Annotated in this window: 25 protein-coding genes and 1 tRNA gene; 7 read left to right on the top strand and 19 right to left on the bottom strand. The window is 64.5% G+C overall.

Annotated features, from left to right (window positions below; genetic code table 11):
- Window positions 1–75 precede the first annotated feature (75 nt).
- From KY084_RS01770 to KY084_RS01795, 6 genes are all read right to left on the bottom strand, one after another.
- Entirely contained in the window at window positions 76–1,251 is a 1,176-nt protein-coding gene (locus KY084_RS01770) for a hypothetical protein (protein ID WP_219236691.1), read from the bottom strand.
- A gap of 43 nt (window positions 1,252–1,294) precedes the next feature.
- Window positions 1,295–1,371, bottom strand: a tRNA-Arg gene (locus KY084_RS01775).
- 35 nt (window positions 1,372–1,406) lie between these two features.
- On the bottom strand, window positions 1,407–1,868 hold the full coding sequence (locus KY084_RS01780) for a DUF1178 family protein (RefSeq protein ID WP_219236692.1): 462 nt from the start codon (window positions 1,866–1,868) through the stop codon (window positions 1,407–1,409).
- Window positions 1,865–2,689, bottom strand: a complete 825-nt coding sequence (locus tag KY084_RS01785; RefSeq protein WP_219236693.1) for a carbon-nitrogen hydrolase family protein — start codon at window positions 2,687–2,689, stop codon at window positions 1,865–1,867. The genes KY084_RS01780 and KY084_RS01785 overlap by 4 nt, the downstream gene beginning before the upstream one ends.
- Complete coding sequence (gene grxC, locus KY084_RS01790; protein ID WP_219236694.1) at window positions 2,686–2,943, bottom strand: glutaredoxin 3; 258 nt, start codon at window positions 2,941–2,943, stop codon at window positions 2,686–2,688. The genes KY084_RS01785 and grxC overlap by 4 nt, the downstream gene beginning before the upstream one ends.
- 31 nt (window positions 2,944–2,974) lie before the next feature.
- Entirely contained in the window at window positions 2,975–3,697 is a 723-nt protein-coding gene (locus tag KY084_RS01795; protein ID WP_343227927.1) for a double zinc ribbon domain-containing protein, read from the bottom strand.
- A 55-nt stretch (window positions 3,698–3,752) separates the two neighbouring features.
- Here KY084_RS01795 and KY084_RS01800 point away from each other — a divergent pair, with 55 nt between their 5' ends.
- Window positions 3,753–4,589: a class I SAM-dependent methyltransferase gene (locus KY084_RS01800; RefSeq protein ID WP_343227928.1), complete on the top strand. Its 837-nt coding sequence runs from the start codon at window positions 3,753–3,755 to the stop codon at window positions 4,587–4,589.
- Window positions 4,590–4,600: 11 nt separating this feature from the next.
- On the opposite strand, the gene KY084_RS01805 is transcribed toward KY084_RS01800, so the two are convergent.
- On the bottom strand, window positions 4,601–5,029 hold the full coding sequence (locus tag KY084_RS01805; protein ID WP_246586768.1) for a (deoxy)nucleoside triphosphate pyrophosphohydrolase: 429 nt from the start codon (window positions 5,027–5,029) through the stop codon (window positions 4,601–4,603).
- A 50-nt stretch (window positions 5,030–5,079) separates the two neighbouring features.
- Here KY084_RS01805 and KY084_RS01810 point away from each other — a divergent pair, with 50 nt between their 5' ends.
- Together KY084_RS01810 and KY084_RS01815 are read left to right on the top strand one after the other, a co-directional pair.
- Window positions 5,080–5,268: a Flp family type IVb pilin gene (locus KY084_RS01810; RefSeq protein WP_219236696.1), complete on the top strand. Its 189-nt coding sequence runs from the start codon at window positions 5,080–5,082 to the stop codon at window positions 5,266–5,268.
- Window positions 5,269–5,386: 118 nt separating this feature from the next.
- The gene (locus KY084_RS01815; RefSeq protein ID WP_219236697.1) at window positions 5,387–5,566 is read left to right on the top strand and encodes a Flp family type IVb pilin; all 180 of its coding nucleotides are present in this window, start codon (window positions 5,387–5,389) and stop codon (window positions 5,564–5,566) included.
- 96 nt (window positions 5,567–5,662) lie between these two features.
- On the opposite strand, the gene KY084_RS01820 is transcribed toward KY084_RS01815, so the two are convergent.
- From KY084_RS01820 to KY084_RS01835, 4 genes are read right to left on the bottom strand one after another with little or no spacing between them, the layout of a single operon-like run.
- The gene (locus tag KY084_RS01820; protein WP_219236698.1) at window positions 5,663–6,616 is read right to left on the bottom strand and encodes an acetyl-CoA carboxylase carboxyltransferase subunit alpha; all 954 of its coding nucleotides are present in this window, start codon (window positions 6,614–6,616) and stop codon (window positions 5,663–5,665) included.
- 14 nt (window positions 6,617–6,630) lie between these two features.
- A complete protein-coding gene (locus KY084_RS01825; RefSeq protein WP_281421868.1) occupies window positions 6,631–7,536 on the bottom strand; it encodes a tyrosine-type recombinase/integrase in 906 nt (301 codons plus the stop codon).
- Window positions 7,533–9,299 (bottom strand): hypothetical protein, encoded by a 1,767-nt coding sequence (locus tag KY084_RS01830; protein WP_246586769.1) that lies wholly within the window; start codon window positions 9,297–9,299, stop codon window positions 7,533–7,535. Before KY084_RS01830 ends, KY084_RS01825 begins: the two co-directional genes overlap by 4 nt.
- A gap of 43 nt (window positions 9,300–9,342) precedes the next feature.
- Complete coding sequence (locus KY084_RS01835; protein WP_219236700.1) at window positions 9,343–9,480, bottom strand: hypothetical protein; 138 nt, start codon at window positions 9,478–9,480, stop codon at window positions 9,343–9,345.
- Window positions 9,481–9,567: 87 nt separating this feature from the next.
- Here KY084_RS01835 and KY084_RS01840 point away from each other — a divergent pair, with 87 nt between their 5' ends.
- The 3 genes from KY084_RS01840 to KY084_RS01850 are packed head-to-tail and all read left to right on the top strand — an operon-like array spanning window position 9,568 to window position 11,554.
- On the top strand, window positions 9,568–10,107 hold the full coding sequence (locus KY084_RS01840) for a shikimate kinase (RefSeq protein ID WP_219236790.1): 540 nt from the start codon (window positions 9,568–9,570) through the stop codon (window positions 10,105–10,107).
- On the top strand, window positions 10,104–11,207 hold the full coding sequence (aroB, locus tag KY084_RS01845; protein WP_219236701.1) for a 3-dehydroquinate synthase: 1,104 nt from the start codon (window positions 10,104–10,106) through the stop codon (window positions 11,205–11,207). Before KY084_RS01840 ends, aroB begins: the two co-directional genes overlap by 4 nt.
- Window positions 11,208–11,242: 35 nt before the next feature.
- The gene (locus KY084_RS01850) at window positions 11,243–11,554 is read left to right on the top strand and encodes a hypothetical protein (protein ID WP_219236702.1); all 312 of its coding nucleotides are present in this window, start codon (window positions 11,243–11,245) and stop codon (window positions 11,552–11,554) included.
- 10 nt (window positions 11,555–11,564) lie between these two features.
- Here KY084_RS01850 and KY084_RS01855 read toward each other — a convergent pair whose 3' ends face one another.
- The 6 genes from KY084_RS01855 to KY084_RS01880 all read right to left on the bottom strand — a co-directional run bounded on the left by KY084_RS01855 (window position 11,565) and on the right by KY084_RS01880 (window position 16,665).
- Entirely contained in the window at window positions 11,565–11,897 is a 333-nt protein-coding gene (locus KY084_RS01855) for a DUF423 domain-containing protein (RefSeq protein WP_219236703.1), read from the bottom strand.
- A complete protein-coding gene (locus KY084_RS01860; protein ID WP_219236704.1) occupies window positions 11,894–13,684 on the bottom strand; it encodes a cation:proton antiporter domain-containing protein in 1,791 nt (596 codons plus the stop codon). Before KY084_RS01860 ends, KY084_RS01855 begins: the two co-directional genes overlap by 4 nt.
- Entirely contained in the window at window positions 13,684–14,106 is a 423-nt protein-coding gene (locus tag KY084_RS01865; RefSeq protein WP_219236705.1) for an iron-sulfur cluster assembly scaffold protein, read from the bottom strand. Before KY084_RS01865 ends, KY084_RS01860 begins: the two co-directional genes overlap by 1 nt.
- Window positions 14,107–14,255: 149 nt before the next feature.
- Window positions 14,256–14,822 (bottom strand): CvpA family protein, encoded by a 567-nt coding sequence (locus KY084_RS01870; RefSeq protein ID WP_219236791.1) that lies wholly within the window; start codon window positions 14,820–14,822, stop codon window positions 14,256–14,258.
- A gap of 171 nt (window positions 14,823–14,993) precedes the next feature.
- Window positions 14,994–16,364 carry a DNA repair protein RadA gene (gene radA / locus KY084_RS01875; protein ID WP_219236706.1) on the bottom strand — a complete coding sequence of 457 codons (1,371 nt, stop codon included), beginning with the start codon at window positions 16,362–16,364 and terminating at the stop codon, window positions 14,994–14,996.
- An 82-nt stretch (window positions 16,365–16,446) separates the two neighbouring features.
- Window positions 16,447–16,665, bottom strand: coding sequence for a hypervirulence associated TUDOR domain-containing protein (locus tag KY084_RS01880; protein WP_219236707.1), 219 nt, complete (start codon window positions 16,663–16,665; stop codon window positions 16,447–16,449).
- A gap of 96 nt (window positions 16,666–16,761) precedes the next feature.
- On the opposite strand from KY084_RS01880, the gene KY084_RS01885 reads away from it, so the two are divergent.
- Window positions 16,762–17,901: a glycosyltransferase family 4 protein gene (locus KY084_RS01885; protein WP_219236708.1), complete on the top strand. Its 1,140-nt coding sequence runs from the start codon at window positions 16,762–16,764 to the stop codon at window positions 17,899–17,901.
- 71 nt (window positions 17,902–17,972) lie between these two features.
- Here the strand turns inward: KY084_RS01885 and KY084_RS01890 are convergent, their stop codons facing one another.
- Both KY084_RS01890 and KY084_RS01895 read right to left on the bottom strand, forming a co-directional pair.
- Complete coding sequence (locus KY084_RS01890) at window positions 17,973–18,290, bottom strand: DUF2218 domain-containing protein (RefSeq protein WP_219236709.1); 318 nt, start codon at window positions 18,288–18,290, stop codon at window positions 17,973–17,975.
- Window positions 18,291–18,352: 62 nt separating this feature from the next.
- Entirely contained in the window at window positions 18,353–18,964 is a 612-nt protein-coding gene (locus tag KY084_RS01895) for a PadR family transcriptional regulator (protein WP_425516710.1), read from the bottom strand.
- Window positions 18,965–19,046: the final 82 nt, after the last annotated feature.

Genomic DNA, 19,046 nt, shown 5'->3' on the forward strand with positions numbered 1-19,046 from the left:
GAAGCTTGGATCGCCGTACCCACGCCTTAATCGACATCCGTCGACAATCCGCGATCCGCTAACGTTTCATATGCGTCACCGCTGCGGCAGTTGAGGAACCGGGACAGCCGAACCGTCATCCGCCCACGTATCGCCATCAAGAGTGATCGTATCGGCATATTGAGTGGCCAGCGAATAAGGGCCATGATCGGCATACCCCGAATAATCGCGCGAGATCCGGTTTCCGCCGATCACGATTCCGGTATTAACCGCGCCGGGATTTGTGAGCGTCCCATTCTGCGTGATGAACTGTATGGGATAGTTGTTCGATCCCGCGACATAGTTACGCTGGAAAGCGCCGGTATCGGAGGCCTGTCCTGTATCGGGCCTCACTATCACCGCACTCGTGCAATTCGCTGAAGCTGGCATGCCCAGCCAGTTTTCTTGGACCACGCCGTAGCCGCGAACAAACTGAATCCCATCCATGTGCGGATAGCGGACGTCGTTCGGTGCGCCATAATACGGGCCATATGCTGCAGCGTCCCACGCCAGCATGTCATGGATATAGTTGCGTTCGATTACTGCGCCGATCGGCGCCTTGATGGCATCGTCACCGCAAGCGGCTATGTCGCAATGGTCGACCACAAGGCCAGTCGCATAAGATGCGCCACCGATGCCGCTATAGGCACGTTCGCCTGCTCCATCGATTTGAATATGATGAATATGCGCGTTGCTCGCTGCCGCCTCGACCATGACGAGCTGACGATGCATCGCATTCAGCGCCGCACGCTTGTCCTGCGCGGTCTGCCCTGACGGCCATCCATTCGCATCAACGTCGTAAACATAGGCTTCCGGGTCGATCGCAGCGCCGAGTACCGCACAGTCGCGAAGTTCAATCCCGGACGCGGTGATATCGATCCAACCAATGACCCGTTTACCCACCAGCGCGTCGGCATCAGCCTGCGTCGCAATCGTATAAGGCGCCGCCTCGATCGTATCAGTGATTGGAACACGCGATCCGCATGCGACCCGAAACCATGTCTCGAGTTCATGCAGTGGGCGTTCGAACGCGCTTTCCCATGTCAGCGGCTGTACCAAGTTGATCAGGCGTAAACCGTCGATCACCGTCGTTGCACTAGAAAATAGTGCAATCGCTTCGGCATCGTTGAGTCCAGCAGCAGACAATGCTGCGTCGACCGCCGAGGGGCTGATAGATTCCTGCCCGTTATCCCCGCTGTCGGCGCTCATCATCTGGTTAGATACGTCCACCATCTTTCGGTTCCTTTGTCATCCGTCCGCACCATCTGGCGAGCAGTGGTGTCCCGGGAGGGATTCGAACCCCCGACCTACGGATTAGGAATCCGGCGCTCTATCCTCCTGAGCTACCGGGACACAGCCGGGGTTGGTAGTGCGCGCGCCTGCGCCGGTCAATTGCGCGCCGAAGGCGGGACCACCGGGAAGGGCAGCGGCGCGACAGCGATCCCATCGTCCAGCAATTCGCGCGCCTGCTCGATCGTCGCCTCACCATGGATGGCCGCCCTGTCTTCCTCGCCATGGTGCATCGCGCGGGCACGTTCGGTGAAAGCGCTGCCGACCCATTGCGATCCCTCCAGCGCCTTTTGCTGCGCCTGTGCCAGCGCTGCCATGGCCTGCTTGACCGCTTCGGGCATGGCTTCGCCTTTTTCCGCCGGTGGCTGCGCGGCAGTCAGTTCCCGGCGATTGCCCTTTGTCGCGATGTTCGGCGCCATCAGCGCCTTTTCCACGCTCGCATCGCCGCAGATCGGACAGCGGATCAGGCCATCGGCCTTTTGCTCGGCATAGGCGCTGCTCGATGCGAACCAGCTTTCGAACACATGGCCCGCGCCGCATTTGAGGTCGAATACGATCATGGCGCGCGCTCCACCTGCGGAATCGCGCGGCGATTGGCGAACGACGGTAATTGCCCGCGCACCTCCGCAATGCGCGCGGGATCGATTTCGGCAAAGCCCATCCCGGCGGGCTCGCCCATGTCGAGCAACACCTCGCCCCAGGGATCGACCACCATCGAATGGCCCCAGGTGGCGCGACCGTCTTCATGCTCGCCGGTCTGCGCCGCAGCGATCACGAACGCGCTCGATTCGATCGCGCGGGCGCGAAGCAGGGTTTCCCAATGCGCCTTGCCGGTAGGGCGAGTGAACGCCGACGGCACGGCAAGCACCGTTGCCCCGGCATCGCTCAACGCGCGATACAGGTCGGGAAACCGAAGATCGTAACATATCGACAGGCCAAGACAGCCGAGCGGTGTATCGACCACCACCGCGCGTTCGCCAGGGGCATAGACCGCCGATTCGCGCCAACGTTCCCCAGTGGCAAGATCGACGTCGAACAAATGCAGCTTGTCGTAGCGCGCGCGAATATTGCCGTCGCTGTCGATCACGAAGCTGCGATTGGCGCGTCGGCCATCGTCACGCTTCAGCGCCAGCGAACCCAGCGCGACCCAGATGCCGTGGCGCCGCGCTTCACGGCACGCGGCGGACAGGACGATATCCTCTCCTTCCCCGGCGATATGCGCCCCAGCGCGGTCACGATCGCTGTCGAGCAATCCCGTCATTTCGGGGGTAAACAGCATTGCAGCGCCGTCAGCTGCGGCCTCGCCAATCGCCCGGACGATGGTATCGGCGTTCGCCGCCGGGTCGATCCCCGACGTCATCTGCGCCAGCGCGACCTTCATCCGTTGAGCAGCGGGTCGACGCCCCCTTTGCGGTCCAGCGCGGCAAGATCGTCCGACCCGCCGATATGCCGATCGTCGATGAATATCTGCGGCACCGTCATGCCGCCGTTCGCGCGGTCGATCATCTCGGCACGCTTCGCCTGATCCATGGTGATGTCATATTCGACATATTCGGCCCCCTTTTCGTCCAGCAGCGCTTTCGCGCGAGTGCAGAAGGGGCAGAACGCCTTGGTATAGATTTCGACCTTTGCCATGGGTGACAGGTGTGGCTCCCCCGCCCGATTGTCAATCGCCGCTTTCTTCCGGCAACACGCGTGCGAACGCAGCGATGGCGACGTTTTTCGCGCCCGCCCGCTTCAGCACGCGGATGCAGGCATCGCTCGTCGCGCCGCTCGTATAGACATCGTCGACCAGCAGGATCGCCTTTCCGGCAATGCGTTCGGTCCAGCGCGGATGAACGGCGAATGCGCCCGCCAGCACCGTGTGACGCGCCTTCGGCCCCATGCCGCGCAGAACCGGGGTGCGCCGCGTTCGCACCAATGCGTCGCAGACGAACGGAATATCGCATTGTCGCGCCAGCCCCTGCGCGATCAGCGCCGCCTGATTGAAGCCTCGCGACCATATTCGCGACGTATGAAGCGGCACCGGAACGATCAGGTCGGCGGTTCGCGGGAGGGTTCGCGCGATCAGCCGGGCGGCGGTTTCGGCATGCGCGGTGCGCCGGCCATATTTCAGCTTCAGCATGATCGCGCGCGATACCTCGCCATAGGCGACCGCGGCATGAATACCGTCATGCAGCGGCGGTTCTGCCATGCATGCGGCGCATTCGGTGCCCGGCCCGCGATCATATTCGAACGGCAGGTTGCACCGCGCGCACGCCGGCTCGCCCGGAAAGTCCAGCGCGGACCAGCAGGCGGCGCAAAGCCGGTGATCCGCCTCCGTAATCGCGCCGCAGCTCGGGCAGCGTGGCGGCAGGGCGAAGGCGACCGCTTCGCGAAGGGTTTGCACCGCAAGGTTCACGCCCCCTTGTCGCCGTAGCGACGAAGCGGCACAAGCGCTTCGCGTGAGTGCCCCCCGGATATTTTCACCCCTTGCCCGCCGCCAGCGCCGGAATCGCGCCGCGCAGGGCTTTTCCGAATTCCGCTTTCTCCACGATTTCATGCGCGAAGGCATTGAGGAGCGGCTGAGCGCGGTAAAGCGCGATTTTTCCGATATTCTTGACCTTGGCTGCTGGGATGCGAGCTTTTCGCCGCCGCCGAGCGTGCGAATCACCCGTTGCGATCCCGGCTATCGCTTCGCGAATGGCGCGCACGGCGTTCAGGCGGACGAGGATCGCCTTCCTTTTGCCGACGCCGCTTTCGATCTGGTGGTGGCGATCGGCACGCTGGACACGGTGAACGACCTTCCCGGCGCGTTGACGCTGATCCGCCGCGCGCTGCGCCCCGATGGCTTGTTCCTTGGCGCATTTACGGGGGCGGGCACGCTGGCGACGCTTCGCCGCGTTCTGATCCAGGCAGAAAGCGATCGCCCTGCCGCACGGATCCATCCGCAAATCGACGTCCAGTCGGCGGGCGACCTGCTCGCCCGCGCGGGGTTCGCACTTCCGGTCGCCGATACCGAAAGCCTGTCGGTACGCTATCGCGACATTTTTTCGCTGTTCCGCGATCTGCGCGGCATGGCGGCGACCAATGTGATGACGCAGCGCAGTCCGCTGTCGCGCGCCACGCTGGCAGCAGCGGCGCAGGCCTTCGCCGCGCTTGGCGATGCCGACGGACGCACCACCGAACGGTTCGAGGTTATCACCGTCACTGGCTGGGCACCCGACCCGTCGCAGCCCAAACCCGCGCGGCGCGGCAGCGCCTCCGCCTCGCTCGCCGAAGCGTTGAAGCCGAAAGACTGAAGCGCGGGCGTTCAGATCAGCGCGTCGAGCATCCCGATCAGCGGCCGGTCGGCCGGTGGCATGTCGAGCGAAAACAGCGCGGGCGCGGGCAGCCATTGCAGCTCGCTGGCATGAAGCGCGCGCGGCACGCCGCGCCATTTGCGCAGGACATAGAGCAACAGCAGCAGATGTTTCTCGCCCAGCGGCTCGCTGGCAAAGGTCGCGGGGGCGAGGCACGATGCCTCGGTCTCTATCCCCAATTCCTCGCGCAGTTCGCGGACCAACGCCGCCTCCGGCATCTCCCCGGCTTCAGGCTTGCCGCCGGGAAATTCCCACAGCCCCGCCATCGGCTTTCCCGGCGGTCGTCGCTGCACCAGCACCCGGCCATCGGCATCGACCATCGCCGCGGCAACGACCAGAAACGGCATGGCGGAGGAGGCGGCGCGTTGATCGGTCAGCATTTTTTTAAGGATCCGTTGTTATTGGGCGCAAAGGATATGGAGGATTCCGCATGATCGAGGCCATTCTACACGCGACGCAAGCCCTGGTGCGCAACCGGGCGGGCGCCACCGCGGTCGAATATGGCCTGATCGTCGCGCTGATCGTCATAGTGATCATCGGCGCGATCAGCAGCCTTGGCGGCGGCACTGGCGGCCTTTGGGGTACGGTGCATGACAAGGTGGTGGACGCGATGGGCTGACGGCGGGTGGCGGACGTTTAAGCCTTTTTCAAGACTCATTCGATACACCGGCCGGGCTAACCGGGTGGATTGCTCGGATAGCCGGGTAATTGAACACACGGAACCGATGGAGACCGGTATGTTGGCCATTCGCAAGTTTATTCGCAATTCCAAGGGCGCGACCGCGATCGAGTACGGCCTGATCGCCGCGCTGATCGCCGTCGCCGCGATCGCCGCGATGCGCGGTCTGGGCGGTCAGCTGACCGACACGTTCGACAACGTCACCACCTCGCTTGGCGGCACCGCCAGCGGAGGCTGAATAATTTAGTCTGTCAAAAAAGGGCGGCGGCGCGAAAGTGCCGTCGCCTTTTTCGTTTCGTAATCCAATGCGATGATCGGACCGCGCGTAAGCCGCTCAGCCGCGCCCCATCGCCAGAAACTTGGCGCGGCGTTCGCGGCGAAGCGTTTCGGCATCCTTGCCGTCGAGCTGCTTCAGCGATTTTTCCAGTGCATCGCCCAGCGCCTTGATCGCGGCGCCCGAATCGCGATGCGCACCGCCCAGCGGTTCGCCGATAATGCCATCGATGACGCCCAGTTCCTTCAGGTGCTGCGCCGTCACTTTCATCGCCTCTGCCGCATCGGCCGCCTTGTCCGCGGTGCGCCACAGGATCGATGCGCACCCTTCGGGCGAGATCACCGAATAGACCGCGTGTTCCATCATCAGCACGCGGTTGCCGCTGGCCAGCGCAATCGCGCCGCCCGATCCACCCTCGCCCAGGATCGTCGCAACCATCGGCACGCCCAGATTGAGCGACGCCTCTGTAGAGCGCGCGATCGCCTCCGCCTGGCCGCGCTCTTCGGCCTGCACGCCCGGAAACGCGCCCGACGTATCGACCAGCGTCACCACCGGAATGCCAAACCGGTCGGCAAGCTGCATCAGGCGGATCGCCTTGCGATAGCCCTCCGGCTTGCCCATACCGAAATTGTGCTGGAGGCGGCTGGCGGTATCGTCGCCCTTTTCATGGCCGATAACCATGACCTTGCGCCCGCGAAACCGGCCAAGACCGCCCAGAATCGCGCTGTCGTCGGCAAAGGCGCGGTCGCCCGCCAGTTCGACGAAATCGTCGATCAGCCCCGCGACATAATGTTTGAAATGCGGCCGTTCGGGATGGCGCGCCACCTGTGTTTTCTGCCACGGCGTCAGCCGGGCATAGGTCTCACGCAGAAGCTTGTCCGATTTCGCCTGAATCCGCGCGACTTCGCTGTCGATGTCGATATCGACATTTCCCTCGGTCGCGGTGGCGCGCAATTCGTCGATCCGGCCCTGAAGCTCGGCGATCGGTTTTTCAAAGTCCAGGAAGCTAGGCATATATCCCAAGGCGGTTAGGACGGACGTGACGGAACGTCAACGAGCGGATGGCGCTGATTGACCAGATCGACCAGCCTGCGGCTGTCGACATGGGTGTAGATTTCGGTCGTCGCGATATCGGCATGGCCGAGCATCGACTGCAGCGCGCGCAAATCCGCCCCGCCCTCCAACAAATGCGTGGCAAAGGCGTGGCGCAGCACATGCGGGCTGACCCGATCGGGGGGAATGCCTGCTTCAGCCGCCAGCGCCTTCATCAACTGATACAGCCGAATCCGCGTGAGATGCTTGCGCCCCGATGGAAACAGAAAGGCACTGGTGGGCGGCACATGGTCGCGCCAGATCGCCACCGCCGCGCGCGCGCGATCCGAAATCGGGACCAGCCGTTCGCGCCCGCCCTTGCCCGACAGGATCAGGAAAGGCCGATCGGACGCGATCGCGTTGCGTGGCAGCGATACCAGCTCGCTCGCGCGCAGACCCGATCCGTAGAGCAGCTCGACCAGCGCAGCGAGGCGCAGGTCGCGTGGATCGGGCGGAATGCGCGCCTGCCGCTCGGCAATCGCGGCGAACAGCTTTTCGACATCGCCCGTCGACAGCACCTTCGGCAATCGTCGCGCGGCTCCGGGCCGCGGCAGGAAGCGGCCCGGATCGTCGGCGCGATGCCCCTCCTCCGCCAGAAAGGCGAAGAAGCGACGCAATGTCGATGCCTTGCGCGAAACCGTCGAGCGGGCAAGCGTGCCCCACCCTTCCGCCAATCGCTGGACCGCCGCTTCGTCGGCATCGGCAAGGCCACCCGACAGCGCGTCGGACGCCAGCCGCAAATCGGTGGCATAGGCGGCGATAGTGTTGCGCGACGCGCCCGCCTCGGCTGCCATCATTTCCAGAAAGCGCTCGATCAGCGCACCATCGCCGCTGGCGGTCAAAGCCGGGCGATCGCCTCTGCGGCGATCATGCGGGCATAGCCGTCAAGCCCGGAGGCGCGCATCGCCGCGACGATGTGAAACAGTGCTTCGGGGGGAACGCCCTGCCAATACGGTGTCTGCATGCCGATGCCGGCCAGCACCATCACCATGCCCGGATCGCCGCGCTGTCCGGCGGCATCGATCGCCTCTGCCCAGCGATTTTGCGGTTGCAGCGCCAGCCCGACCGCCTGTGCGGAGGAACGCGCATCGCCGTCCGACAAGCGCCCCAGCCCGGCAAGCCCGGCAACCAGCATCTGCGCCTTGCGCGAATCGCCCTCCGCCCCGCGTACCCGATAGGCATCGACATCCGAATCGTTGAACATCCGGCTGGGCGACGGATCGGCAAGCGCCAGCATCGCCCATGCATTGCTGCCGCGCGCGACATTGGGCATCCAGCGCATCGCCGCTTCATCTAGCCCCGCCGAAAGCATGGAAGCGATCAGCCGGTCGGCCTTCGCCGCATTTGGGCCGGAGGCGGGAATCCCCGCCGATGCCCGCGCGGTCAGCACCAGCCGGGCATAGCGGCCCAGCGGGCCTTCGGGGCCGTCCCATAACCGTTGCAAGGCGGTCAGCCTGTCGTCGACGGTCGCCGCCGAATAGGCTTCGCGCAGGTCGTGCGCCACGGCGCGGTCGGCGGTGGACGCTTCGCCCTCTTCATCAATCTGGCCGTACAGATCGACCAGCGACGCGCTTGACAAAACACCACGCGCGGCTGCTTCATCGATATAAGGAAGGCGATCTGCGGGTGATACCATCGGCGCCTGCACGCGCCAGAAGCGCACTTGTGGCTGTGCGTCGCGCAACAACCGGTCCGGCACGTCCGCTCCGGTGGCGGTGGCCAGCCCATAGCGCCAGGCGGTCAGGCGATCGACGCCATCCCATTCGATGGTGACCGCACGGCGCCCCTGCGCGCCCTCCCCCAGCACCTTTTCGGCCAGCAGAATGTCGATATTGTTGCCGCCGCGCCTGCGCAGCGAATCGATCATTTTGCCCGCTTCGTCGGGCTTGCCGGCAAGACCCGCGCACATCGCGGCCGCGAGTTTCCAGCTTGGTTCGTCCGAAACGGTCTGCGCCGTGCCGACCAGCGGACACAACCCCGCAGGATCGGCCATGGCAAGATGCGCCTGCATCGCCACCTGATACAATTTGGGCGTGTAATTATCGGTATCGACCGATTGCACCACCGCGCGCGCTGCGAATGCTTCGCCCATTCGCACCAATAGCCAGGCCCGCTCGGCGGCGAAATCCGCGCCGTTCACATTGGACGGGACCGCCGTCTGCGATGCCAGCGTGCGCCGCAAGCCGATCGACAGCCAGCGCGATGCAAGCGGCGTATCGATTCGCCGCATCAGCGCTTCGATATAGCGGCCGTCATTGCCGCCATAGGCGGTCGCGGGCAGTCCGCCGTTTCGGGCGGACAAAAAGCCCGCACGCGAAAGCGGCCGCCGGGCATAGGCGGGCAGTTCGTATTTCAGCAGTTCATCGGCGCTGATCGGAGTCGGCGTCGCGCTGGGCGTCGGCTCCGGCTGCACGCCCTCGCCCGGCGGCAGCAGGTCGCCCGGCGCACGGCCGGGCGCGGGTTGCGGCGCCGCTGTCGGCGCGGGCGCAGGCGTCGGCGCTGCTGGCTGGGCCGGTCGCGGGCGCGGCGTCGGGCTGGGCGTCGGCGCATCGCCAAACCCCGGCGGCAGAAGTGATTCGGGCTTGTCCTGTCCGATCGCCGGCATCCCCGCCACCGCGAGGACCGCCGCGAGCGCACAAAGCGCCGTACTAGTTCGTGAGATTGTCAAGCGGGATCACCTTTTCGACGGTCGTCACGGGTTTTTCGGTATCCCTGGACGAAAGCAGGATCAGCCCGCCGACCAGTATGACCAGAATGACGATGAGAAGGAGAAGGGATCGAGACATGCGTTGGTCGCCCAAGAAAAGCTTTATGACAATGATGCGCGCGGCCTTTTGCCCGAAGCGCGGGTGCGCTGTATAGCCCTCATGGCAATGTTACAAACCCACTCCAACACTCCCCCATGGGATGGCAGGACGATCGTTCTGGTCGGACTGATGGGCGTGGGCAAATCCACTGTCGGGCGGCGGCTGGCGCATCGGCTGAATCTGCCGTTCGTCGATGCCGACACCGAAATAGAGGCGGCGGCGGGGCTAAGCATACCGGAAATTTTCGATCGCTTCGGCGAAGCGCATTTCCGCGATGGCGAACGGCGGGTGATTCACCGGCTGATCGACGGGACGACAAAGGTGATCGCTACCGGCGGCGGGGCATTCATGCAGGACGAAACCCGCGCGATGATCCTGAGCCAGACCTATGCCATCTGGCTGGACGCGGACCCGGCCGTGCTGGCCGACCGGGTCCAGCGGCGCGACACCCGACCGCTTTTGCGCAATCGCGATCCGGTGGAGGTGCTGACCGACCTCGCCGCGACGCGCAACCCCGTCTATGCGCTTGCCCCGGTGCGAATAGAAAGCAGGGATGCCCCGCACGAAGTTACGGTGGACGCGATATTGAAGGTGCTGAAAACGTGAAATCACTTGCCGTCGCGCTGGGCGAGCGCAGCTACGACATCCATATCGAACAGGGATTGCTGGGCCGCGCGGGTGATCTGGTCGGCCCGCTGGTCGGAAAGCGACCGGTCGTGATCGTCGCCGATCGCAATGTCGCGGTGCATTTGTCCACGCTTCGCGGATCGCTGGCCGCCGCAGGCATCGCCAGCGAGGCGATCGAACTGCCCGCGGGGGAAGCTACCAAAAGCTGGGACCAGTTGATTGCGCTGACCGATCGACTGCTCGATCTGGGCGTCGAACGCAGCGACTATATCATCGCGCTGGGCGGCGGCGTGATCGGCGATCTGGTCGGCTTTGCCGCGGCGATCCTGAAACGCGGATGCAACTTCATTCAGGTGCCGACCAGCCTGCTTGCCCAGGTCGACAGTTCGGTCGGCGGCAAAACGGCGATCAACACGCCTGCGGGCAAGAATCTGGTCGGTGCGTTTCACCAGCCCGCCATGGTGCTGATCGACCCGGCGACACTGGATACGCTGCCCCCCCGCGAAATACGCGCCGGCTATGCGGAGGTCGTCAAATACGGCCTGATCGACGACCCCGAATTCTTCGACTGGTGCGAAGCGAATTGCGACGTGCTGATGGCGGGGAACGCGGGCGCGCGCGAACACGCCATCGCCGCGTCGGTCGCGGCGAAAGCGCGCATCGTTGCCGAGGATGAACGCGAAACCACCGGTAAGCGCGCGCTGCTCAACCTGGGCCATACCTTCGGCCATGCCCTGGAAGCGGACACCGGCTTTTCTGAGAGGCTGCTCCATGGCGAAGCGGTGGCGGCGGGCATGGCGCTCGCCTTCGCCTATTCCGCGCGGGCGGGACTTTGCGACGAAGCCGAAGCGAAGCGCGTCGCCGCCCATCTGCGCGCGGCGGGCCTTCCCGACGGACTGGCGGCTGCGGGCGTCAGCGCAAGCGGGCGCACGCTGGTCGATCATATGCGGCATGACAAGAAAATGGCGGCGGGCACGCTGCCCTTCCTGCTCGCGCGCGGGATCGGGCAAACCTATTTCGACCGCGATGTCGATCTTGCCGATGTCGAAGCCTTTCTGGATAGCTGCCCACGAGCATGATATTCATCCCGCAGGTCTGGCAGGGGAGAATGGTCATGGCGATCAGGGGATTGGGAGGGGCGTCCGCGGTTACGCTCGCGCTGCTGGCCGGGGCCTGCGCCGACCGATCGAACGACAAACAGGACCTGACCCCCGAAATCCTTGCCCAGATCGCGCAGTCGTGCGGCGCCACCGATGCCCGATTATATCCACAGGGAAGCGGCTGGCCCAATGTCGGTTTTCGCTTCACCGACACTGCGCCCGCGCCCGACAAGCCGACACCGACCGTCAAATGCATGGGCAAGCGACTGGAGGGTTATCGCTACGGCTATATGATGCTCGATCCCGCGGGCGCGACCATGCGCTGATCGGGCGCGCTTACCCGCGCACCGCGCTCCAGGCGAGCCACAACCACCCCGCGATCAATGCCGCCCCGCCGATCGGCGTGATCGCGCCCAGCCAGCGCGGCAGGCCAAGCGCCATCAGGTACAGCGACCCGGCAAAGATCAGGCCGCCTGCCAGAAACAGGAGCGCGGGCCCCTTCGCCTCCAGCCGGAGCACCGCCAGCGCGGCAACCGCATGGACAAGCTGGTAATGACCGCCGGTTTTCAACCATTCCGCAGCGTCGCCGCTAGCGCCATGCGCCCCGAACGCTCCCGCGCCCACGGCAAGCGCGCCCGACAACGCCGCAAAAAGGACCAGCCAGTTCATCCGCATTCCCCGTCTTTGTTCCTGCGACCGCTGCGAAACGCTTCCAGCGCGGGAAGAAAATCCTCGCGCCCCGCGTGCAAATCCCCTGCCTCGGCCTGGGCATCCATTCGCTGCGCATCCCGGTTGCGATATTCGGCTTCGCTCTCATCGCGTTCGCCTTCATCGACGCCGACGCATTCCATCGCCGCGCGAGCCATTGCGATCGCCGATTCGAACACTTCGCGAAACACGCCCTCGACCGGCGCGCCCTTCATCCGAAGCACGCTCCGGCGGTCATAGGCGCGAACGAAAAGCCCCGCATCCGGGAAAGCCTGGCAAATACTGGTCAGCGTATCGCTGTCCAGCGTATCGCCATCCTGACAGAATAATATGAGTTGCGCGTCGGCCGCCCCCGCCTGACGAAGCAGGTCGATCCGCGTGCCGTCGCCATAATAGACTTTCGCCCCGAACGTCCCCGCACGCTCGATCATGGCCGGATCGATATCGACCAGCGTGACGCTGATATCCTGCGCGATCAGCATCTGCGCCGCGGTCTGCCCGAAACGGCCATAGCCGACCACGATCGCGCTGGCGCCGTCATGCTGCGGTTCGTCCAGCCCGTCGGCGCTGGGAGCAGGCTCTGCACGGAACCGGCGGGTAATCATCATCAGGAACGGCGTGGTCGCCATCGACAGCGTCACCACCGCGCCGAACACGCTCGCCGCCGACGACGCGATCAGATAGGAATGCTGCGCCTGTGCGAAGAGGACGAAGCCGAATTCGCCCCCCTGACTCAGGAGCAGGCCGAGCGCGAAGGCGCTTCGCCAGCGCATCCGCGCGGCCAGCCCGATTCCCATGATGACCGCTGCCTTGGTCACGATCAGCGCCAGCGCCATTCCGACGACGAAAACCGGCCGTTCGGCGATGGCGTGGAGGTTCAGCATCATGCCGACCGAAACGAAGAACAGGCCGAGCAGGATCGACCGGAACGGTTCGACATCGGCTTCCAGTTCGTGCCGATACGGGCTGTCGGCAAGCATCACGCCCGCGATGAACGCGCCCAGCGCCGTGGAAAGCCCAAGCGCATCCATGATCGCCGCCGCCGCGATGACGGTGAACAGCCCTGCGAACACGAACATTTCGCGTTCGCCCCAGCGCCCGATCAGCGTGAAGAGCGGTCGCAGCAGGAACCGCCCGGCAAGCACCAGTCCGACGATCGCGAGCACCGTGTATAATGTCAGCACCCATCCCGGCGGACCACCGGCATCGGCGGGGTTGCGCGACAATGCGGTGGTGATGGTGATCAGCGGAACGATCGACAGATCCTGAAACAAAAGGATCGAAAAGGCCCGCTCTCCGAACGGCGTGCGCAGCCTGCCCGCCGACTGGAGCATCGGCAGCACCTGCGCGGTCGAGGACAGCGCGAGCGGCAGCGCAAGGACGGTCGCGGCGGCAAGCGAAAACCCGGTCGGCAACCATACCACGCCAAGCAGCGCGATCCCGCACAAGGCTACCTGCGCCAATCCGAAGCCGAAAATATCATGCTTCATCCGCCAAAGGCGCGACGGGTTCAGTTCCAGCCCGACCAGGAACAGCAACAAGGTGATGCCAAGTTCGGCGATCCCCATTTTCGATTCGGCGCCGCCGACAATGCCAAGACCCTGCGGACCGACGAGCGCCCCTGCGACCAGATATCCCAGCGTCGCGCCAAGGCCGAACCGGCGGAATATCAGAACGAAGGCAAGCGCGAACCCGAGCAGCAGCGCGCCTTCGCTGACCAGCGAGGCAATGCCGCCCTGCGCCTCCATCAGCCGCGCGCCTGCTGCGCCGCTTCCGCCGCCGCCTCAAAGGCGAGACGGATCGAGGCATGGCGGGCGCTGTGCGGCAAGGCAGGTGTGAAAATATCCAGCCCCGGCCAGTCGGGCGGCCCTTCCCCACCCGCCAGCCAGTCAGTCAGCGAATCGCGCGCTGAGGCAAGTTCTTCCGGGGTCCGGCCGATAATGTTCGCGGCGAGTAGCGACGAGGACGCCTGTCCGAGTGCACAGGCGCGCACGAGCATGCCAAGCTCGCTAACCCGACCCTCGCCATCGACATTGACGTCGACCGTCACCCGGCTCCCGCAGATCGGCGAACGTTTCTCGACGCTGGCCATCGGCGCTTCCAGCCGTTCATGATAGGGGATCGACGCGGCGAGGCGCAGAATTTCCTTGTTGTACAGTGGAGCGTTCACCCCGCCCATTTAGGGGCGATCGCGCCAAAGCGCGAGGGGGCACGAAGCCGCGCGCGCCATTCCTTCGATCGGACGCGTCAGGCGGCAGGCCGGATCAGCAGCGCAGGTCGCGCCGCAATCGCGCTCACCATCCGAAACGAGGCCGCTTCTCAATGCTTTCCCCCGGTGGGAACCGCCATTGAGACGCGATTGTCCTTGTGCGGAAAAACCGGTTCGCCGCGCCGCCGCCGTTCGATGAAATCGGCGATCCCCGCACTGGTCGCGTTCAGCATCGGATAGCTTCGCGACGTTACCATCCAGTCGGGCCGCCGGTCGGGGCCGCCATGGATCGTGTCGATCACCAGCAGCATCAGCAGGAAGGCGAGGCTGACGAGGATCAGCCCCTTCAGCGCGCCGAAGCCGAAGCCGAGGGCGCGATCGACCGGGCCAAGAATCGACGTGCGCGTGCGCGACCCGATCGCATTGGCGACCAGGCGCCCGCCGAAATAGGTCAGCCCCGCGATGATCGCGAACGACAGCACCGCCGCGCCTGCATCGGTTCCCACATAATCGGAAAGCATCGCGGCAAGCGGCGTGTGGAAAAACTTCACCGCGAAGATGATGAATATCCATGCGATCAGCGAAAGCACTTCAGTCACGAAGCCGCGCATGAAGCCAAGGACCGCCGCGCCGCCCACGATGATCAATACGATGATGTCGAGTGCGGTCAGGCCCATATTCACGCTCACCCCATTCGGCCGCATCCCGCGACCGGCAGTTCCACTATCCGAACGCGCCGCTACGCATGCGCGCCGAAACGGTCAACGAAAAGCCGGTGACCGCCGCTTGCCGCACGATCGGATCACGACATGCTCGCTTACCCTATGCGTATTATTCGAACAATACACCTATCGGCCAAGCATGTGATCGACAAATGCTGAAAGGCTGGCGAACCCCGCCACCTGAAGCGGCGTTTTTTCCGCCTGTTGCAATGACGGGGCGAGCGCGCGCTGAAAGCCCAGCTTGCCCGCTTCCTTCATGCGCAGCGGGCCATGGGCCACGGGGCGAACCTCGCCCGACAGCGCGATTTCGCCGAACGCCACCGCATCGGTGGGGACCGGGCGTTCGGAAAGCGCCGAAACCAGCGCGGCGGCGACCGCCAGATCGGCCGCCGGGTCGGACACGCGATAGCCCCCGGCGATATTCAGATAGACCTCGCTGGTCGAAAAGCTGAGCCCGCACCGCGCTTCGAGCACCGCCAATATCATGGCAAGCCTGCCCGAATCCCAGCCGACGACCGCGCGCCGGGGGGTAGCACCACTGGCCAGGCGCACCACCAGCGCCTGTATCTCCACCAGCACCGGGCGGGTGCCTTCCAGCGCGGGAAAGACGACCGTGCCGCTGACATCCTCGTCGCGCGAGGTGAGGAACAGGCTGGAGGGGTTGGCAACTTCGCTCAACCCCTCGCCCGCCATCGCGAACACGCCGATCTCATCGGTGCCGCCAAAGCGGTTCTTCACCGCGCGCAGGATGCGATACTGGTGGCTGCGCTCGCCTTCGAATGCCAGTACGGTATCGACCATATGTTCAAGCACGCGTGGACCGGCGATCGTGCCGTCCTTGGTCACATGGCCGACCAGCACCAGCGCGGTGCCGCGTTCCTTGGCAAAGCGGATCAGTTCCTGCGCCGATGCGCGCACCTGGCTTACCGTGCCGGGCGCGCCCTCGATCAGATCGGAATGCATTGTCTGGATCGAATCGATGACGAGCAGCGCGGGCGGGTTCGCCGTGCCGATCGTCGTCAATATGTCGCGAACGCTGGTCGCGGCGGCAAGCTGAACCGGCGCCTTGCCCAATCCCAGCCGTCGCGCGCGCAGCCGTACCTGATCCGATGCTTCCTCGCCCGATACATAGGCCACGCTTTTGCCCGCCAGCGCCAGCCGGGCCGCCGCCTGCAACAGCAACGTGGATTTGCCGATCCCCGGATCGCCCCCGATCAGGGTCGCCGACCCTTCGACGAAACCGCCGCCCAATGCCCGGTCGAGTTCCGCGATGCCGGTCGCCATCCGTTCGGGAAGCGCGACATCGGCGTCAAGGCCCGAAAGGTCGATCGCGCGCCCACCCGATTGCAGGTTGTGCTTTGCCTGAAACGGCGTGACGACCGCGCCCGCATCCTCGACCAGCGTGTTCCAGTCGCCGCAATCGGCGCATTGGCCCTGCCATTTCGACGCCACCGAACCGCAATTGTGGCAAACATATCGTTTCTGGGGTTTCGCCATGCGGACATGGGTAGCGCAGGCGGAACGAAAAGGGAATATCCGATGTCCGCGACTTTATTCATAATCAAAAAAACGATGCTGGTCAGCCGTCTTTCAGTTCGCTTCCACGCTTCAGCACCTTGTCGCCATCATCCTGTTCAATGATGTAAGCGGGATTATCCCCGGTGCCGTTTTTCACCACCTTGCTGCCCTTGAAGGTGCGCTGGACCCGGCGTTCGAACCGGTCGGTGATCTTGCCCTTCCCCTCTCCATTACCCCATTCCCATTTTACCTTCTGCCCCTTTTGATATTTGTTCGACATCGCTTCGCTCCTTGCCTTGACGCCGTTCCATAACCGGAACGACGACGGCTTCGTTCCGATGGCTTTCGCGCCAAACAATGATTAAAGGCCCGAAACATGCACCCGAGTGATGTACGTGTGGCGCTGTTCAGCGGGAACTATAACTATACCCGCGACGGCGCGAACCAGGCGCTGAACCAGCTTGCCGGGCACCTGCTTGCCCGCGGGGTGGCGTTGCGCGTCTATTCGCCGACCGTGGCCGAACCCGCGTTCGAACCGACCGGCGAACTCATCAGCGTGCCTGCCCTGTCGCTTCCCGGCGGGCGCAGCGAATACAAGATGGCGCTTGGCCTGCCGCGCAAGATTCGCGCGGACCTGGATGCCTTTGCGCCGAATATCGTTCATGTCGCCGCGCCCGACATCATGGGCCATCGCGCGCTCAGCTGGGCGCGCGGCCGCGACATCGCATCGGTCGCGTCGCTGCACACCCGGTTCGAAACCTATCCGCGCTATTATCATTTAACGGCGCTCGAACCGCTCGCCATCCGGCTGTCGCGGCGCTTCTATGATCGCGCCGACCAGGTGCTGGTCCCCGGCGGGTCGATTGCCGATATCGTGGCGGGATGGGGCGTGGAAACGCCAATATCGATCTGGTCGCGCGGCGTGGATCATGACCGTTTCCGGCCCGGCCGCCGCTCGCTCGACTGGCGGCGTTCGCTGGGGATCGGCGACGACGATGTCGCGATCGGCTTTCTGGGCCGGCTGGTGCTGGAAAAGGGGCTGGACGTATTCGCCGACGTCATCGCCGCGCTGGAGGCGCGCGGCGTGCCGCACAAGGTGCTGGTGATCGGCGAAGGCCCCGCGCGCGACTGGTTCGCCGAGCGGGTTCCCGATGCGGTTTTCGCCGGATTCCAGACGGGAGACGATCTGGGCCGTGCCGTCGCGTCGATGGATATCTTCTTCAATCCTTCGGTCACCGAAACGTTCGGCAACGTCACGCTGGAGGCGATGGCGTCGGGCGTTCCGGTCGTGGCCGCACGCGCCACCGGAGCCATGGACCTGGTGCGCGACGGCGTTACCGGTTTTCTGGTCGGGCCGCGCGATATTGCAGGCTATGCGCGGCGTATCGGCGAACTGGTGGAAAATACCGCCTTGCGCCACGCGGCCGGCGGTGCCGGGCACGCAGTGGCGCAGGGGTTCGAATGGAACCGGATCAACGAAACGGTGCTGCAGACCTATCTGAAGCTCGCCCGCTGACATTGCGGGCGGGCCGCGCCCTTCCGGGCAAGGTGGGGACCGCCCGGAGGAAACAGATTGTGCAGCCGTTTTCAGCCAGCCTGCCAGTCGAAGGTCAGCGGCGCTTCGCGATGGGCGAAGCGATCGAGATGGCGTTCCAGCACCCCTTTCAAAGCGGCCAGATGCTCGGCGCTGCTTGCCTCCAACCGGATCGCAAGATTTTCCGGCTCCGCCTTCAGCACGGCTTTCGCATCATCGTCCCAGTCGGCGCCGCGTGCGTCCCGGGGAAAAATGATCGTGCCGTGTTCGGGCGTAAAATCGACATCCAGGCTGTGCGACCAGTGCTTGCACAATTGCTGAAGATAGCGGCTGCCATTTTCGGTCGGCACATTGGCGGTTGCGCTGTTCATGTCACATTCTCCCATGGGCGGCGACCCGATACCGAGCCGCCGCCGCAAAAGCTGCAATCTGGTCACAGCCGTTCGATTTTTCGAGCAGCTTCGTCGATGATTTCAGCAACGTCGTGCAGGGTATCCTCCTGCGTTTCGTCATCCGTCAGCCGCTGCTGCAACACCGTGCGAAGATTCACCATGGCTCGCTTTACCGGCCCGGCATTTGTGCGCGCACGCATCGACGCGACTGCCTCCAGCCGCGCCATCAGCGCGGCGACCACTTCCGCATTTTCTTCCAGGTGCGCGGTTCCTGTCTCGGTAATGGCATAGATCTTTTTAGCGCCCTCGCTCTCCTGTTCGGCGATCAGGTCCATATCCCCAAGCATGGTGACGGTGGGATAGACGACCCCGGGACTGGGCGCATAGGCACCGCCGGTACGCTCCTCGATCTCGCGGATCAGATCATAGCCATGGCGCGGCTGATCGGCGATCAACTTCAGCAGGACGAGGCGCAGTTCGCCGCCGTCGAACATGCGTCGCCCGCGCCCCCGGCCACCTCCGCGACCGCCCTCGTCGCGCCATTCCCCGCCGCGGGGCATTCCCCCGCCGCGCGGACCCCAGCCGCGACCGCTGAAATCCATGCCGAAATGCGCACGTCGTCCGCCGCATTCCTTATGATGATGTCCAAACATATGTATCCTTCCAATATTAGACCGCTCTAAGATATATCGTAGTTGTTACGGATCAATCCCTGGCTGCAAATTTTTTTGCAGG

The organism is Stakelama flava (assembly GCF_019351405.1).
In the GTDB taxonomy this organism is placed as follows: Bacteria; Pseudomonadota; Alphaproteobacteria; order Sphingomonadales; family Sphingomonadaceae; genus Sphingomonas; species Sphingomonas flava_A.